The organism is Allonocardiopsis opalescens (assembly GCF_003002095.1).
Lineage (GTDB): Bacteria > Actinomycetota > Actinomycetes > Streptosporangiales > Streptosporangiaceae > Allonocardiopsis > Allonocardiopsis opalescens.
Window position 1 is genome coordinate 383,416 of sequence record NZ_PVZC01000002.1, and the last position, 16,683, is coordinate 400,098.

15 protein-coding genes are annotated in these 16,683 nt (G+C 76.2%); 9 read left to right on the top strand and 6 right to left on the bottom strand.

The annotated features are described in order from the left end of the window. Positions 1-326: 326 nt before the first annotated feature. Together CLV72_RS08425 and CLV72_RS08430 are read right to left on the bottom strand one after the other, a co-directional pair. Positions 327-1,115 carry a cation efflux transmembrane domain-containing protein gene (locus CLV72_RS08425; protein ID WP_106242576.1) on the bottom strand — a complete coding sequence of 263 codons (789 nt, stop codon included), beginning with the start codon at positions 1,113-1,115 and terminating at the stop codon, positions 327-329. Continuing rightward, on the bottom strand, positions 1,115-1,450 hold the full coding sequence (locus CLV72_RS08430; RefSeq protein WP_245930003.1) for an ArsR/SmtB family transcription factor: 336 nt from the start codon (positions 1,448-1,450) through the stop codon (positions 1,115-1,117). Before CLV72_RS08430 ends, CLV72_RS08425 begins: the two co-directional genes overlap by 1 nt. 156 nt (positions 1,451-1,606) lie before the next feature. Here CLV72_RS08430 and CLV72_RS08435 point away from each other — a divergent pair, with 156 nt between their 5' ends. Both CLV72_RS08435 and CLV72_RS08440 read left to right on the top strand, forming a co-directional pair. Further along, a complete protein-coding gene (locus CLV72_RS08435) occupies positions 1,607-2,068 on the top strand; it encodes an NUDIX hydrolase (protein ID WP_106242579.1) in 462 nt (153 codons plus the stop codon). A 247-nt stretch (positions 2,069-2,315) separates the two neighbouring features. Beyond that, positions 2,316-3,035, top strand: coding sequence for a Crp/Fnr family transcriptional regulator (locus CLV72_RS08440; protein WP_106243578.1), 720 nt, complete (start codon positions 2,316-2,318; stop codon positions 3,033-3,035). Between the two features lie 24 nt (positions 3,036-3,059). Here CLV72_RS08440 and CLV72_RS08445 read toward each other — a convergent pair whose 3' ends face one another. Then, a complete protein-coding gene (locus CLV72_RS08445) occupies positions 3,060-3,869 on the bottom strand; it encodes an LLM class flavin-dependent oxidoreductase (protein ID WP_106242583.1) in 810 nt (269 codons plus the stop codon). A 240-nt stretch (positions 3,870-4,109) separates the two neighbouring features. Between CLV72_RS08445 and CLV72_RS08450 the strand changes: the two genes are divergently transcribed. The 7 genes from CLV72_RS08450 (at position 4,110) to CLV72_RS08480 (ending at position 12,638) form a co-directional block, all read left to right on the top strand. Next, a complete protein-coding gene (locus CLV72_RS08450) occupies positions 4,110-4,931 on the top strand; it encodes a hypothetical protein (RefSeq protein ID WP_106242586.1) in 822 nt (273 codons plus the stop codon). Continuing rightward, positions 4,928-7,234, top strand: coding sequence for a hypothetical protein (locus CLV72_RS08455; protein ID WP_106242590.1), 2,307 nt, complete (start codon positions 4,928-4,930; stop codon positions 7,232-7,234). The genes CLV72_RS08450 and CLV72_RS08455 overlap by 4 nt, the downstream gene beginning before the upstream one ends. Beyond that, a complete protein-coding gene (locus tag CLV72_RS08460; protein WP_106242594.1) occupies positions 7,231-8,214 on the top strand; it encodes a hypothetical protein in 984 nt (327 codons plus the stop codon). Before CLV72_RS08455 ends, CLV72_RS08460 begins: the two co-directional genes overlap by 4 nt. Then, complete coding sequence (locus CLV72_RS08465; RefSeq protein ID WP_106242597.1) at positions 8,204-9,469, top strand: OmpA family protein; 1,266 nt, start codon at positions 8,204-8,206, stop codon at positions 9,467-9,469. Before CLV72_RS08460 ends, CLV72_RS08465 begins: the two co-directional genes overlap by 11 nt. A 24-nt stretch (positions 9,470-9,493) precedes the next feature. After that, positions 9,494-10,933: a hypothetical protein gene (locus CLV72_RS08470; RefSeq protein WP_106242600.1), complete on the top strand. Its 1,440-nt coding sequence runs from the start codon at positions 9,494-9,496 to the stop codon at positions 10,931-10,933. After that, positions 10,930-12,060: a hypothetical protein gene (locus CLV72_RS08475; protein ID WP_106242604.1), complete on the top strand. Its 1,131-nt coding sequence runs from the start codon at positions 10,930-10,932 to the stop codon at positions 12,058-12,060. Before CLV72_RS08470 ends, CLV72_RS08475 begins: the two co-directional genes overlap by 4 nt. Positions 12,061-12,152: 92 nt before the next feature. Then, complete coding sequence (locus tag CLV72_RS08480) at positions 12,153-12,638, top strand: hypothetical protein (RefSeq protein WP_106242607.1); 486 nt, start codon at positions 12,153-12,155, stop codon at positions 12,636-12,638. A 16-nt stretch (positions 12,639-12,654) separates the two neighbouring features. Here the strand turns inward: CLV72_RS08480 and CLV72_RS08485 are convergent, their stop codons facing one another. Genes CLV72_RS08485 through lanL form a run of 3 tightly spaced genes read right to left on the bottom strand, consistent with a single transcriptional unit; the run spans position 12,655 to position 16,632 of the window. After that, on the bottom strand, positions 12,655-13,413 hold the full coding sequence (locus CLV72_RS08485) for a MerR family transcriptional regulator (RefSeq protein ID WP_106242611.1): 759 nt from the start codon (positions 13,411-13,413) through the stop codon (positions 12,655-12,657). 23 nt (positions 13,414-13,436) lie between these two features. Continuing rightward, complete coding sequence (locus tag CLV72_RS08490; RefSeq protein WP_106242616.1) at positions 13,437-13,913, bottom strand: VOC family protein; 477 nt, start codon at positions 13,911-13,913, stop codon at positions 13,437-13,439. Positions 13,914-13,947: 34 nt separating this feature from the next. Then, on the bottom strand, positions 13,948-16,632 hold the full coding sequence (gene lanL / locus CLV72_RS08495) for a class IV lanthionine synthetase LanL (RefSeq protein WP_106242619.1): 2,685 nt from the start codon (positions 16,630-16,632) through the stop codon (positions 13,948-13,950). Positions 16,633-16,683 lie beyond the last annotated feature (51 nt).

The following is a 16,683-nucleotide window of genomic DNA, read 5'->3' on the forward strand; positions in this document are numbered from 1 at the left end:
CGAACGGTCCCGCCGACTCCGTCCGTCCAGGTCGCTTGGGTCGCCATCCAGATGCCAGTCGCATCTGTTTTTACCACGGAGTCCCATTCACCGGCCCCGAAAGGATCACACTGTCGCGAATTCGCCTGTCCGACCACACCGGCCAGCCATTTCGGACGGCACCTGCGCGGCCGGATGGTACCGATGCGGATTCGCACCGCCCGCGGCACCGATTCGGCCGATCCGATCGCACAATGCCGTCCAATCGACCGATCGACATCGGATCGGTCGCCCCTCGCGCTTTTCGGCGTCCGGGGCGAGCGCCGCCGCCAGGCGGTCCGGCCGCGTCACCGCCGCGCCGTACCTCCGCCATCGGCCCCGGCCCCGGCACAGCATGCGCAGGCGTCCGCGGCGGGCGCGGCGGCGTCGGCGGTCGGTGCGGGCCGGGCCGCGTCCGTGGCGCAGCAGGAGTCGGCGGCCGGACGGGCGGTGAGCGCGATGCCCGCGGGGGCGCAGCAGGGGTCGCCGCGCCAGGCCGTGACGCCCTCCCTGAGGGCGAGGGCGGCGATGAGGAGGGCGGCGGCCGGGTCGGCCCAGGCCCAGCCGAGCAGGGCGTTGGCAGCCAGGCCGACCAGGAGCGCGGCCGACAGGTAGGTGCAGATCAGCGTCTGCTTGGAGTCGGCGACGGCGGACGCGGAGCCGAGTTCGCGGCCGGCCCGGCGCTGGGCCAGCGACAGGAAGGGCATCACGGCCAGGGAGAGGGCGGCCAGCGCGATGCCGGGTACCGAGGGCTCCGCCTCGGCCGCACCCGCCAGGGCGCGCACCGCCTCGAAGCCGACGTAGGCCGCCAGCGCGAAGAAGGAGATCGCGATCACCCGTAGCGCGGTGCGCTCGCGCGCCCGGCGGGCCGGCTCGGTGCGGGCGGAGAACTGCCAGGCGACCGCGGCGGCGGAGGAGACCTCGATGACGGAGTCCAGGCCGAAGCCGATCAGCGCCGCCGAGGAGGCGAGCGTCCCCGCGGTGAGCGCGACGGCGGCCTCGACGGCGTTGTAGGCGATGGTCGCGGCCACCAGCAGCCGGACCCGGCGGGTCAGCACCGCGCGGCGCGCGTCGGGGAGCACGGCGGCCGCGGACATCAGCAGCAGCCTTTGTCGGCGGCGTCCGGGCAGCTCGCCTCGGTGCGCACCGCGAGCACGGCCGAGCGCAGGTCGTCAAGGGCATGGCCGAGCCGGGCGTCGGCCAGCTCGTAGCGGACCCGGCGGCCGACGGGGACCGCGACCACCAGCCCGCAGTCGCGCAGGCAGGCGAGGTGGTTGGACAGCCGGGTGCGGCTCACGCCGAGGGCGGCGGCCAGGTCGGCGGGGTGGGCGGGCGCCTCGCGCAGCAGCAGCAGGACGCGGCAGCGCAGCGGGTCGGCCAGGGCTCGCCCGAACCGGGCGAGGGCGTCGATGTCGGTCGCGATCGTCAGCACGGGAATGACGGTACATGAATCGATGGATCCAGGAAACCCTGGATCCATGATTCCCTGATGCCTCCGTCCGTCAGCGCATCCGCGTCATGACGCGCCCACCGCGCACCACCGCCCGCCGGACGCCGCACCCGCCCTCACCCGTGGTGGAATGGGCGGATGGCGAGGCGCAGTGCCGGTCTGCTGCTGTTCCGGCGGCGCCCCGGCGGTATCGAGGTGCTGCTGGGGCATATGGGCGGGCCGATGTGGGCGCGCAGGGACGCGCGGGCGTGGTCGGTGCCCAAGGGCGAGTACGGCCCGGACGAGGAGCCGCTGGCGGCGGCGCGGCGGGAGTTCACCGAGGAGCTGGGGCTGCCGGTGCCCGAAGGGGAACCACTGGACCTCGGTTCGGTGCGCCAGGCCGGGGGCAAGGTGGTCGCGGTCTGGGCGCTGGAGGCCGAACTCGACCCGGAGCGGATCGTGCCGGGCACCTTCACGATGGAATGGCCGCGCGGCTCCGGGCGGCTGCGGGAGTTCCCCGAACTCGACCGCGTCGCCTGGCTCCCGCTGCCCGACGCCCGCGGGCGGATCATCGCCGCCCAGGAGGCGTTCCTGGACGCCCTGGCGCGCACCGCCGGCTGAGCGGCGCTCCGCACCAGGCCCGCCCGAGCGTCCCGGCGCCCGCTCTGCCCCTTTCCACACGATCGCTCCCATTTGCGCATTAATCGATACCGCGCCCAATTGTCGCCCGAAAACGGCCGCATCGCGCAAATATCAATAACAAATGGGGCGTCGACCGGGAACGGTCACGCCGCTTCCGTACGCGGATATGTCGCCCATGGCACTATTAAATCTTGACAAGTCCCCGAAATGATCATGGGCGGTGATCATGGAACGTCAGATATTCGGCAGCGGTCAGGTCTCCTGGCCTCCGGCGACCACTCTGGCCAGGCTCACCGAGGCCGAACGCGACGACCTCCTCGCCCGGGGCCGGCCGCGCCTCTACGCGGCGGGGCAGACCCTCATCAGGCAGGGCGAGTCCACCACCCAGGTGATCGTGCTCCTCGACGGCTATGTGAAGATCACCGGCGCCGGCGACGAAGGACGGGTGACCTTCCTGGCGATCCGGGTCGGCGGCGACCTCGTCGGCGAACTCGCCGCCCTGGACGGCGACCCCCGGCTGGCCACCGTCACGGCCGGCGGCGCCGTGCTCGGACGCGTCATCACCCGCGACGACTTCCGCCGCTTCCTCACCGCGAACCCGGGCGCCGGCGAGACGATCATCTCGTCGATCTCGGCGAAGCTGCGCGGCGCCACCCACAAGCTGGTCGACTTCAACGGCCGCCCGGTGCGGGTCCGGGTGGCCCGGGTGCTGGTCGAGCTCGCCAGGGCCTACGGCAAGGCCACCCCCCAGGGCGTCGAGCTCAGCGTCTCCCTCACCCAGCCCGAGCTGGCCGGCCTGGTCAGCGCGTCCGAGCCCGCCGTGCACAAGGCCCTCACCGAGCTGCGCCGCGACGACGTCATCGCCACCGGCTACCGGGGCTGGGTGGTCAAGGACGCCGACGCACTGCGCTCCCTCGGCGGCCTCGGCACCTGCCCGGACGCCTGAGGGCCGCCGCGCCGACGGCCCGGATCAGCGGTAGGCGGCGCGCAGCTCCGCCGCGAACTCGTAGTCGCGCCGCCAGTCGGGGCCGCTCACGCCGAGGATCACCCGCTCGACCCCGGCCGCCTCGTAGCCGGCCAGCCGCTCGGCGGCCCGCCGCGGATCGGCGTCCAGCCCGGGCGCGACGACCGTCGCCCTGACCGGCGGGCGGCCGTGCTCGGCGGCGAGCCGGCCGATCTCGGCCAGCCCCTCGGCGACCTTCTCGGGCGGTGAGGCGATGGTGGCCCAGCCGTCGCCGTACCTGGCCGCCCGGCGCAGCGCCGGGCGCGCGTCGCCGGCCACCACCACGGGCGGCATCGCCGCGCCCGGAGCGATCGCCAGCTCCGTGCCGTCGTTCAGGACGGTCGGCTTCCCGGTGACGAGGTCGGGAAGCAGCGCTAGCGCCGCGTCGGTGCGCCGCCCCCGCTCGGCGTAGGGCAGCCCCGCCGCGCGCCAGGCGACGTCGCCGTGCGCGGGGTTGCCGGTGCCGACGCCCAGGACCACCCGGCCGCCCGACACGTACTGCAGCGAGCCGACCTGCTTGGCGGCCCAGGCGACCGGCCGCAGGGACAGCAGCATCACGTTGAAGCCGACGGTGACGCGGGTGGTGACCGCGGCCGCGGTGGCCAGCACGACGGTGCTGTCCAGCATCGGGCCGCTGGCCGCCAGGTGGTCGGTGGACCAGACCGAGTCGAGCCCGGCCTCCTCGGCGAACCGGGCGCTCTCCCGGACGTCGCCGAGGATCGGCCGGGCGGGATCGGGGGTGGACGTCGGCAGGATGACGCCGATCTCGATGGGCATGCCGTGGTCAACCCGGCCCGCCGAGGCGCTATTCCGCCCGCCACCAGGGCCTTCCGGGCGGCCGCGGCACGGGCGGCCAGGCCGGTCACGGCGGCCCGAAGGGCGCGATGCGGCCGGATCCGGAAGATCCCGTAAACGGATGAGGTGCCCCTCCCCGGCGCGCGGCACGGTGACGGCAGCCGGCGGCCGCGTCCGCCGCCGGTTCCGCGCTCACCACCGACCGCCCCAGGAGGGTCGCCCATGGAATCCACCGGACCGCTGAACCCGGGAATCCGCCGGCTGTGCTTCAGCGCCGACCTCAAGTCCTACGGCTCCCGCGACGACGTCGGCCAGTACGAGGCGCAGCGCGCGCTGCCCAAGGTGCTGGAGACCTCGTGCCGCCGGGCCGGCCTGGAGCGCGCGCACTGGACCAGGCAGCCGCAGGGCGACGGCGAGCTGGCCCTGCTGCCGCCCGGCATCGACGAGGCCCGCACCATCAGCGGCCTGGTCCGCGAGCTGCGTGTCGCCCTGTTCCACTACAACCGCGACCGCGCCGAGCACGCCCGGCTGCGCGTCCGGCTGGCCGCGCACGAGGGCATCGTGCACCTCGCCGACAACGGCTTCGCGGGCGACGCCGTCGTCACGGTCAGCCGGCTGTGCGAGTCCGAGCCCGCCAAGGACGCGCTGGAGCGCCACCCGGGCTCCGACCTGGTGCTCATCGTCTCCGACCGCATCTTCACCGACGTCATCCGGCACAACCACGACGACCTGCTGGCCGAGGACTTCCGCGAGGTGCCGGTCAGCGTCCCGGCCAAGAACTTCGCCGCCACCGCCTGGCTGCACGTGCCGGGCCGCCCGGCGTCCGAGCCCGCCGGGGGAGAGCGGCCTGCCGCCGCGCCCGGCCCGGACGGCACCGCCAACACCGTGTCGGGCAGCGTCGGCGGCGACGCCGTGCTCGGGCGCGATGTCGACGGCAGCAGGCACGTCAGCGGCGACTACTACGAGCGCATCGAGATGCCCAACGCCCACAACACCACCTTCGGCGGCCGCCACAAGCACTACGGGAAGCCGTCGGACCGATGAGCACCGACAGCCCCGAGCGGCCCCCGGAGACCTCCGAGCCGCCCGGCGCTCCCCCGCCGGCGCTCCCGCTGGGAGAGCCACGGGAGCCTCAAGAGCCGGTCGCCGGTGATCCCGAGCCGGTCGCCACGCCGCCCGCCCTGCCCGCACCGGCGCCGCCCGGCGATCCCGTGCCGGACGGCCCGCCCCCGGCGGCCGAACCGCCCGCCCCGGCGCAGCCCGCCCCGGCGATCGACCCGGGCGAGGACGCGTTCTCCGACAACGCCTTCCGCCAGCGCGGCCTGGAGCGCGAGCAGCGGCTGGCCGGCTTCGACAACCGCACCGTCATCGGCTCCGTGGTCATCACCGACGGCCAGGGCATCAGCTTCGGGGGCGGCCCCGACGGGGGCGGCCGCCACGAACGGCCCGGCCCGGTCGACCCGGACCGGCTGCGCGAGGACGCCAGGACCTACGTGGCGACCCGGTCCGACCCCCAGCTGCGGATGCTGCTCGACACCCTGTCGCTGGTCTTCCTGACCGGCCCCGCGTCCACCGGCCGCCACGCCTCGGCCGGCGACGCGCTCGCCCGGTGGTCGCTGCGGACCGAGCGGGACCCGCTCGTCGCCGTGCTGCATCCGCAGAGCCCCTTCGGCACCCTGACCGCCCGGCTGCGCCCCGGGCACGGCCACGTCCTGGACGCGACCGGGCAGATGTGGCCGGCCACGGTGCCCGACGCCGAGGTGAAGGAGGTCCAGTCCTGGCTGCGGCAGAACAGAGCGTCGCTGGTGGTGCTCATCGATGAGCCCAACCCCGTCACCGAGGTGCGCCAGTACCAGCTGCACCACCAGCCGGCCGCCCCGGAGCGGATCCTGCGCGCGCACCTGCGCCACTGCCTGGACGCGCCGGAGCAGGACGGCGCCGTGCTCGCGGCGGCGCGCGAGGACGCCGAGACGCGCGACTGGCTGGACGAGCTGACCGCGCCCGCCGAATGCGTGGAACTGGCGTCGGTGCTGGCCGACTGGTGGCGTACCGGTCGGGGCGCGCCGCCCGCGGTCCGCCAGGTGCGGCACCGGCTGCTGTGCCACCAGGCGCGCGAGCTGCTGCGCGCCGCGCCCGCGGTGGAGTCCCCCACCCAGCAGGCCTACGCGCTGGCCGGCGCCGTGCTCGACAGGCACGAGCTGAACACGGTGATCCGCGCCGCCGGCCGGCTGGCCGAGCTGCTGCGCGCCACCGAGAACCCGCACGGCTCCCGTGGCCGCCAGGTGTTCACCGACCCGCTGCACAACCGCACTCGGCACATCCGGATCGTGGCGGCCCGCTCCGCCGGACCGGCGACGGGCGGCTCCGTTCGGCAGCTGGTCCGGATGAAGCAGCCCCGGCTGGCCGGGGCGCTGGTCGACGTCGCCTGGAGCGAGTTCGACGCCTGCCGCGGGCCGCTGCTGGACTGGCTGCGCGAGCTGTGCCTCGACCACGACACCCGGGTCCGGATCAGCGCGGCCCAGACGCTCGGCCGGCTGGCCGGCATCGACTTCGCCGAGATCAAGCGCGAGGTGCTCGACGCGTGGGCCGGGTCGGTCCGGCCGGCGCACCACCAGGCGGCCGCCTGGCTGCTGGAGAAGGCGGTCAAGGACGGGGCGCGCGCGGACGAGGCCCGCGCGGTGCTGCGCAGGTGGGCGCGGTCGGGCGACCGACTCCAGGTGCTGATCGCGCTGCGCGCCTACGGCACGGAGATCGGCCGCGACGACCCGCAGGAGGCGCTGCGCGGCATCCGCGAGGTGGTGCTCGCCCGGCGCTGGACGCGGGGCCGCCCGGGGCAGGTGCTGCGGCCCGACGTCCGCTGGCTGGTCAGCTCGGCGCTGGCCGAGATCTACACCGCGGGCCCCGATCAGCGCGGCGAGGTGCTCAGCGAACTGCTGGCCTGGGCGCGCCGCGACCCCGCGGTGACGCCGCAGGTCACCCAGGCGCTGATGCTGATCGCCCTGCTGCCGGCCGACCCCGGCGGGTCCGGCGCGGACGGGGCGCCCCGGCGGCCCGAGCGCTACGACCTGCTGAGCTGGCTGGCCGACCCGCCCGACGGGTCCGCCGGCACCGTGCCCGTCGAGGACATCGTCCAGCTGTGGCGGACCGCCCTGGTCGACGCGCACCTGTTCCACCACGCGTGGCGGTTCCTGATCAGCTGGGACCGCTCCGCCGCCCCCGGCACGCCCGAGCGTGCCTACATGCACGACCTGTTCGCGCGGCTGGCGGCCGATCCGCGGCTGCGCTCCAGGATCGCGTTCTACCGCGAGTTCCGCCGCCACCGGGCGGCGGGAGAGGGGACCCGATGAGTACACGAGCTTCGGCGCGCGCCCTGTGGCGGCGGCTGGTCGACCGGCTGCGCGGCCGGCTGGGCCGCCCCATCGACCTCGGCCGCGCCGCCGACCCGGCGGCGCGCGTCCCCGGCCGGCCGCGGACCGACCGGGAGAACGAACCGCTGCCCCCGTGGCCCGACCCGGCCGAGCCGGAGCGCCCGCTCCAGGTCACCGTGCACGCCCGGCCCGACACCGTCCGCTTCGAGTCGCCCGCCGCCGGCGACGGGCACGTGTTCGTCATCGAGGTGCGCTGCTACTGGTGCGCGCAGGTGACGATCCTGGACGAGAGCCTGCGCGAGAGCACCGAGGCGCGGCTGCGCCGCTCGCTCGCCCGGCACCGCACCGAGATCACCGACCGGGTGATCGACCTGGTGCGTCCGCTGGCCCGCCGCTACCAGCCCTTCCAGGCGGCGGAGCTGGAGGAGGCGCTGTCGACGCGCCTGGCCGGCTGCTTCGACGACGGCGAGGTGCAGTGCACCACCCGCAGCCGCGTCGACGTGAGCGAGCCGGTGCGGGAACTGCTCGTCCGCGTCGGGAACGAGCTGATCAAGCTGGACGGCCAGGGCCGCTACCAGGTGGCCAGGATCGCCCAGCTGCGCATGCTGCGCTACGAGTGGGAGGAGCTGCTGCTCGACGCGCTCAAGGGCGCCGGAGAGGTCGACGACTCGCGGGCCACCTGGCTGGCGCCCTACGCGCTCAGCCTCGCGGAGACGCCCGAGCACGCCACCGAGCGGCTGGCGGAGATGCTCCAGGAGCGGCAGAGCGCCACCGTCGAGCTGTTCAACGACCTCAGCGAGATCATCTCCACCAACCGCGAAGGCGAACTCGACCAGGTCAGCTTCATGATGAGCTCCGACCACATCTTCCGGGAGATGCTCAAGCAGCTCGGCCTGCCGGTGCCCGCCCGCGACCGGGGGAACGGCACGGCCGTCGGGGAGGCCGGCCATGCGCGCTGACCACCGCGGACCGCTGCCGCGCCTGGCCGCCGCCCTCGCCGCCGCCGCGCTGCCGCTGGCGGGCTGCGACGCGCTGATCGGCGTGCCCGAACCCGACGAGACCGCCGACGCGTGCGCGTGGACCGAGGCGCAGGCCGGCGCCGACCCCTCCGACGTCGCCGCCGAACTCGTGGTGCTGATCGACCTGTCCGCGTCCATGTGGGAGACCGACAGCGGCGAGGTCCGCGACTTCGGCCAGGACGTGGCCGACGCCGTCGCGGCGGTCTTCGATCTGTCGGGCGAGCGCCTGGTCTCGGTCGGCACCTTCGACGGCGACGCCTCCAGCGTCACCCCCCACATCGACGCGGCCCCGCTCCCCGAGGTGCTGGCCCAGGGCGACGAGCAGCAGCTCGAACAGATCCGCGGCTGCGTGCGCGGGACGGTCCAGGAGGCCATCGCCGCCCCACCTCGCGCGCCCGGCACCGACGTGCTGGCCGCGATCAGCGCCGGAGCAGAGAGCTTCACCGGCGAAGGGGAGCGGCAGCTGATGATCGTGACGGACGGCCAGAGCAACACCGGATGCATGGACCTGAACCGGGTGCTCGGCGCCGAAGCCGACCACTCCGCGATCGCGGCCGACTGCCAGGAGCGCGGTGAATGGCCGGACGCCTCCCTTGCGGGCGTGGACCTGCGCCTCGTCGGGATCTCCGGCGAGGGGGTCGAGCATACCGGCGAGCTGAGCGGCACACAGGGCACTGAGCGGATCGCGGCTTTCTGGGACGCCGTCGGCGCCGAGCTGACCGGCACCGGATCCGGGGACTTCACCGAGGCGTCCGACCAGCTGTGGGTGCCGGCGCCCGAGGTGGAGCGGGAGCAGGACGCACCGGTGCTGCTGGCCGGCTACGACGACGAGGGCATCACCGTGACGGTGTCGGCCGACGCCCTGTTCGACACCGACTCCGCCGAACTGCTGCCCGAGGCGGTCGAGAGCATCGACGCCGTCGTGGCGGCCAACGACGGCCTGCTGGACCGGCGCGGCACCGTCGAGGTCACCGGGCACACCGACTCGCGCGGCGACGACGGCTACAACGAGGGGCTGTCCCAGCGCAGGGCCGAGGCCGTCCGCCGCCACCTGGCGGCGGAGGGCTTCACCCGGGTGCGGGCCGAAGGGCGCGGCGACTCCGCGCCCGTCTGCGACGACATGTCCGCCGGCGCCTTCGACGAGGAGTGCGGACGGCTCAACCGCCGGGTCGAGATCGAATTCAACCAGGCCTGACCACGCGCCCAGGAGCGAGACACCATGATCGACACACCACCGGAGCGCGGCGAGCCGGCGCTCAGATTCCCCGAAGCGATCCCGCTGGCCCCGTTCCCCTGCCACCACGGCTGCGGCTGCCGCCTGCACGAGCAGACCGTGTACGGCTCGCTGGTCGAACCGCATGAGCCCGACCGGCTCGACAACGGCGAGATGGCCGAGCTGGTCACCTCCGGCGCGCGGGTCGCCGCGCTGCTCAACGGCTACCGCGACTACCTCGACGGGCTCACCGCCCGGGTGAGCGGCGCTCACACCCGGGCGGACTCGGCGATCGCGCGGCTGGAGGAGCTGGCGCGGGACGAGCGGCTGGCCGCCGGCCCCGCGGACATCGCCGCCGTCGAGCGCGACTTCGCCGACCACACCCGCTCCGAGCTGGAGCCGCCGCCGCGGCTGCTGCGGTGGCTCAGCCTGGGCGCGCTGGCCGTCGTCGCCGTGTTCGACGCCTGGTTCTTCCAGCAGGTCTTCTCCAGCCTGCTCAACGCCGGCCGGGACGACCTGCTGCGCCTGCTCGGGTTGGGCGTCGGCGCGGTGCTCGCCATCGGGATGTACTTCGGCGCCCGGCGGCTCGCCGGACCGGTCTGGCGGCTGCGGCACCACTGGCGGACGGCCGAGACGGGCGGCGGCGGCGTGGCCGCCCTGCTGCGGCGGCTCGCCGACGGCGCGCTGCGGACGGTGGCGCTGCTCTCCTTCCCCGTCGTGCTGCTGTGCGTGTTCGCGCTGTGGGCCGGGATCCGGGCCAACAACGAGGCCGCCGGGCCCGACGCCGACATCAGCGCCCACCCCTGGCAGGTGATCGTGCTGCTGCTCATGCTCGCGCTGATCGTGATGGCCGGCGAGATCGACGCTTACCACCCGTACCAGGAGAAGATCGGGTCCGCGCGGCGCCGGATGAAGCGGATCCGCAAGGAGGCCGAGCAGCGGGTCGCCGCGGCCGAAAGCGCCCTCGGCCGGCTGGACGCCGACTGGCGCACCCTGCGCTCCAGCCGCGACCAGTGCCTGACCCAGGCCCGCGCCGAGCTGGGGCGGGCCTGGTCGGCGCTGATCCTGCCGGCCCGGCTGCGGCACGGCCGGGCCGGCTGGGAGCCGCCGCGGGTCATCGGCTTCCAGGCGCCCGGCGACGCCTTCCCCGACGACCCCGATCGGCCGCCCCCGTCCGCGGCGAGCGAGCTGACCGCCGAGGACGTCGAGCTGCTGTACCGCTTCTTCGAGAACGTCCGGCAGCCCACGCCGGGCCTCGGCCCGCTCGCCGAGGTGGTCAGGTCGGTGCGCGAGCTGGACCCGGCGCCGCTGCGCGCCGCGCTGGCCGAGTCGCGGACCCGCCTGTACACCCGGCTGGGAGCCGCACCGCCCGACGCCGCGGCCGACCGCGAAGCGCGTCCCGCGAACGAGCCCGAGCCCGCGAACGATGCCCAGGAGGAGCGATGAGCGCCCGGCCAGGAGCCCGGCGGACCGGGCGGTACGAACCGGCCGGCCACGGCGACCGGTGGCTGCGCGAGCGCGGCCACCAGCTGCTCACCACGCACACCGCGGCCCTCGGCGCACTGGATCGCTACGCGGAGGTCCCGATGCCGCCCCGGTACCCGGGCTCCCCCACGCCCGAGTCCGCCCCCGCGCCCGCTCCCGAGCCGCCGCCCGAGCGGCCCGTCCGGCCGGGGCCGGGCGCGGCCGTGCTGCTCGCGGCGCTGGCCGCCGGTGTCGCGCACGCCGGGATCGCCGGGCACGGGCTGCTCGCCCTGCCGGCCGGTCCGCTGCCCGCCATGACCGCCCAGCTCGCCGGCTACCTGGGCGGCGCGGCGGTCACCGCCGCCGTCGCCGGCTCCGCCGAGCTGCTGGCCCGCGCCGTCACCGAGCACGCGGCCGCGCCGCGGCCGCCCCGCTACCTGCCCGATCCGGTGGCCGAGCGCGTCGAGGCCGGGCCCGGGCCGCGGCGGTGGCTGCCGGCGCTGGCCGCGCTCTGCTTCGGCGGCTCGGCGGTGCTGGCGGCCGGCTGCGTCTACCTGGCCTTCGGGGGACCGGCGCCCTGGGGCGGCTCGGCGGCGGGCGGCGGAGCCGCGCTCGCGGCGCTGGTCGGCTATATCGCGCTGCTCTACGCGCGCCTGCACCACCACGCGAGTGCCCCGCCGCCGTTGCCGCCGGCCACCCGGCCGCGCCCCGCCGCCACCGCCGAAGTGCCCGACGACCTCGACCCGAACCCCGAGGTCCAGCGGCAGCGCAACCGCGCGCTGGCCGCCGCCGCCCTGGACCGGCACGAGCGGATGTGGACGCTGGCGCTGCACGAGTGCCAGACGCTGCTGCGGCTGGGGCGGCGCGCGGACGCGGCGGAGCCGCTGCGCGCGGCGCTGGCCGCGGTCGCGACCACGGAGCGGGCGCCCAGCACGCTCGACTCCGTCCTCGCCCGGCTCCCGGCCGACGCGCGGGGGACGGACGCGCCGCTGGCCTCCGTCCTCACCGCCCTGCACGCCTACCACCCCTGGCCGCTGCGGCGGCGCTTCGAGCAGATACCCGGCGACCTGCCGCCGCTGCCCGGGACGCCCCGCCCCACCTCCGCCTGAGTTCCGCCGCCCCTGCCGCGGGGGCGGCGGGGCCGCTACGCTCTGCGTGTCCGTCGACGCGGGGAGTCCCCGCCTGGAGTGAGGAGGCGCCGGTGGCGGTGCACGTCTGCTCGCTGATCCTGAACGAGCCGCAGTCGGTGCCCGGCGACGGCGAGTACCACATCGTGCGCTTCCCCTTCGGGGGCGGGGAGTCCTACGACGCCCACGGCATGCACCAGGCGGCGCAGCCCGACGGCCACCGGATCGCCGACTGGCGCGCCGACGACCGCGCCGGGCTGATCTGGCCGGCGGTCGGCGGCTGGGGCTCGCTGACCGCGATGGCCTACTGGGCCGACGGCTCCTACACCGAGGTGCGCGACCGCTTCGTGCGCGACCCGCTCGGCCTGTCCACCGGCTACGACTCCACCGCCACCGAGGACCGCGCCGCCAGCCCCGGCGGCCAGTACGCGCACAAGTCGCACGAGATGTTCGTGCGCCCCGGCACCCCCATCGGCTTCCTGGTGCGCCACAACGCCGCCGGCGCACTGGACCTCACCCACGCCCAGTTCAAGCTGGCCATCCACCCGGTGGCCGGCTGAGCCGAGCGGGCGGCGGCTACATGGAGCGCCGGGTGTACTCGCGCAGGGAGTCTCGGACGAACGCGGCGGCGGCCACGCCCCCGTAGGCGGCCGCGTAGTTGGGGTCCTCCACGTAGATGCGGCCCAGGTCGCGCACCAGTTCGATGGAGCGCTCGCGGTCTCCGTCGGCCACCGGGGTGCCCGGGATCGCGCCGAGCCAGGCGACGTGCCGGGCGGCCAGCGCCTGCGCGCGGGGCGAGCCGGGGGACTCGCCGTCCTCCCAGGCCGCGACCCAGGCGGCGACCAGGTCGTCGGTGTCGCGCTTCCACTCCATCTGCTCGCGCAGGCTCTTCCCGTGCCACCAGGCGTTGCTCTCCTCGAAGACGCGCTCGCCCCAGCGGGAGACGATGTCGTCGCGGTAGGGGTCGTTGAAGCCCTCCAGCATCATTTCCAGGGACGGGTCGGTGCCGGAGCGGCGGGCGTCCAGGGCGTGCCGGACGGCCGTGATGCGCTGGTCGAGGCGGGCGCGCTCGGCTTCGAGGTAGGCGATGTGGGCGCGCAGGGCCGCGTCCTCGTCGCGCTGGCGGTCCAGCACCTCGGCGATGGCGGGCAGGCTCAGCCCCAGCTCGCGCAGGAGCAGGATGCGCTGCAGCCGGGCCATGGCGGCCGCGTCGTAGTAGCGGTAGCCGTTGCCGCCGACCCGGGAGGGCCGCAGCAGCCCGATGTCGTCGTAGTGGCGCAGCGTCCGGCTGGTGACGCCCGCGCTCTCGGCGACCTGCTGGATGGTCCACTCCACGGCGCCCTCCCCCTGACGCGACTCTAGTTCTCGACCACGAAGTCGCCCTGGATGGTGTCGCGGGCCCACTCCATGGCGCGGGCGGTCTCGGCGTCGCGGCGCGCGGTGATGATGATCCGGTTGCCGTCGGGGTCGTCGATGGTGAGGTCGGAGGTGAACCAGGGCGTGTCGGCGGGCCCCTCGACGCGGGCCCCGGCCGGGGCGGCGGCGCGCAGCGCGGCGGCCAGCCCGGCGAGGTCCTGCCCGGCCGCGAGGAAGCTCACGGTGGTGCTGCCGCGCTCGGGCTTCCCGGGCACGAGCAGCAGGTCCTGGTTGCGCGTGCGGCGCAGGTGCACCACCGCGGGGCCGCCGTCGGGGCCGGGGATGACGGCCAGGGAGACGAAGCCGACGGCCTGGTAGAAGGCGGTGGCGGCGGCGATGTCGGCGACCTGGAAGGTGGCGAACATCGGCATCGGGTAGATGGTCCGGTCGATCACGGGTGCGGTGTCGTTCTCGCTCATGGGACCGACGTTAGGAGTTGACGTAACGGCAAGGTCAACCGCCGCTCGCGCCTCCCCGCGCGCCCTCCAGGGCGGCGGCGCGCGGGGCGGGCACGGCGCCGCGCGCCGGGGCGGGCAGGGCGGCGCGCAGCTCGTCGCCGAGCCACTGGCGCGGCTCCCCCGGGCGGTCCAGCCGGCGCAGGAAGGCCAGCACCCCGGTGGCGCCGGTGGCCCAGCCGCCGCCGGGGCGGCGGGTCTGGTCCAGGAAGACCGGCGCCCGCGGCGTGCCGTCGGAGCGGGTCAGCATCAGGCCGGCCACGTCGCGGGCGCGGTCGCGGTAGGCGCCGTCGCCGGTGTGCTCGGCCACGTCCAGCAGCAGCTCGCCGATCCCGGCCAGCCCGCAGCACTGCGAGGTGCCGGGCATCCGGGGCGCGTGCGCGTGGCAGGCGTCGGCGGCGGCCGCCGCCAGGCGCCGGTACTCCTCGGCGCGCGGCCCGGGGGCGCGCAGCAGCACCGTGCCGATCCCGGCCAGCCCCTGGCACAGCGAGGCGGCCGCGGGCCGGGCGGCGGGGCGGGCGGCCGCGTCCAGCAGCTCGGGCAGCCGGTCGGCCAGCGCCGCGAACCGGGCGTCGACGGCCGCGTCCAGCGGCTCGGCTTCGGGGCCGTCCGCCGCGACCGCGTCCGGGTGCGCCGCGGCCGCCCGCTGGTACAGCGCGAGCACGTGCGCCGCGCCGGCCAGGCCGTGCGCGAGGCCGAGCGCCCGGCCCGGCGGCGGCTCGCCGTCCGGTCCCGCGCCCTCCTCCCCAGGCGCCGCCTCGACCAGCCGCCGCGCGCAGCGGGCGGCCAGGCCGAGCCGGGTGCCGTCGCCGGTGTGGTGCCACAGCAGCAGCTGGCCGAGGCCGATCCCGGCGGCGCCGCCGGCCAGGTCGGCGCCGGGCGCCGCCTCCGGGGCGGAGCGGGCCAGCGCCCGCACGGAGCGGTCGAGCCCGGGAGGTTCCAGGGCGCGCGCCGCGGCGGCCAGGAAGACGGCCGCGCCGGCCTGGCCGGTCCACAGCCCGGGCGGCGCCTCGGCGAGGGTGAGGAAGCCGGCCGCCCAGTAGGCGAGCGCCTCGGCCAGCCGCCGCGACGCGGGGTCGCCGTGGCGCAGCAGCTCCATGCCGATCCCGGCGCCGCCCCGGTAGAGGTTGACGGGGCTGGGGAAGCCGGCCGGGCCGCGGTCGCCCCCTTCGAGCAGCGCGCGGGCGGCGGTGTGCGCCTGCTCCAGCGCGCCGTGCAGCAGCGCGGGCACCGAGCCGGCCGCCACCGTGTAGCGGGGGGCGCCGCGCGGGGCCGGGACGGCCGGGCGCCGCTCGCGCAGCGCCCGCACCGCGGCGCACCGGCGGGCGGGGTCGTCGGCGACGAGTTCGGGGATGAGGTCCCTGACCGGGTGCGGCCCGGGGTGCTGGGCGCGCAGGGTGGCCGCCATCCGCCCGTCGTCGGGCACCCGCCGGGTCGGGCGGGTCAGCGGCGCCATCCCGGTGGCGGCGTAGAACAGGGTGGCGCCCAGGGAGTAGTAGTCGTCGGCAACCCCGGTGGGCTCGCCGCGCTCCTGCGCGGGCGAGGAGTAGCCGGGGGTCCAGCCGTGGAAGCGCTGGCCGGCGCCGTGGCCGAGTTCGAAGTCGACCAGGGTGAGCCGGCCGCCGTCGCCGACCACCACGTTCTTGGGCGCCAGGTCGCCGATGACGACGCCGCGCCCGTGCACCGCGTCGACCACCGCGAGCAGCCTGGCGGCCAGCCCGGCGAGGTCGCGCTCGGCCGTGGTGTAGGGGCCGCGCTCGATCACGTCGACGCGCAGGTCGCAGGGGCCGGCGTCGGTGGTGACCAGGAACTCGTCCGGGCCGTGCCTGAAGTGGTCGAGCACCTGCGGCACCCCGTCCAGGCCGGCCAGCGCCTCCAGCACCCGACGCTCCTCGCGCAGCCGGGTGCGGGCGTCGCGCCGCCCCGAGCGGTCCTCCTCGGTGTGGGCGCGCGCCTCCTTGACCACCACGGCGGCGCCGGTCACCTGGTCGGTCCCCCGGTACACGCCGCCGGTGGCGCGCCGCTGCAGCGCCGACGGCACCGCGTAGCGGCCGCCGAGCAGCAGTTCGGCCGGGCCCTGGCGGGCGTCGCCGTCCGGCCCGGGGGGCGGGGGCAGTGCCCCGGTGAGCGGGTCGGGGCTCCAGGTCGGCGGGTGGTAGCCGGCGGTGGGGGCGGCGGGGTGCGGTCGGCCGTCGGGGCCGCGCACCACGCTCTCGAAGTCGCCGGCGGCGCCGGCGGCGTAGCCGGGGCGGAAGGGCGCGTAGCGGTAGTAGACGGGGGCGTCGGGGCGGACCCTGCGGTCGCCGTCGACGCGCGGCCCCTCCAGGCCGACCAGTTCGGCGGCGAGCTTCCCGGCCAGTCCGGCGAAGTGCTCGGGATCCGGGTAGACGGTGACGGCCTTGCCGACACCGCCGATCCCGCTCCGCGAGGAGTTGATCTCGACCATCGCCTGCACGTCGCGGGCGAACTCGAAGCGGCACGGCGCCTCCAGCAGCAGCGGCAGCACCCGCTCGACCGTGGCGCCCAGGGTGGACGGCCGGGCCGAGATGTGGATCTTCCAGCCCTGCGGCGGGAGGTCGAGCCCCGGTGCCAGCACCTCGGCCCATCTGCCGCGGTCCGTCACGACCCGGCCGTACTCCCGCGCACGCTCCCGCACCAGGGCGAGCACCGTTCCGTCCGCCATCGCCGCCTCCCCCGAAAGCCCGTGGTCCGCACCCGGCGGCCCGCGCCGCTC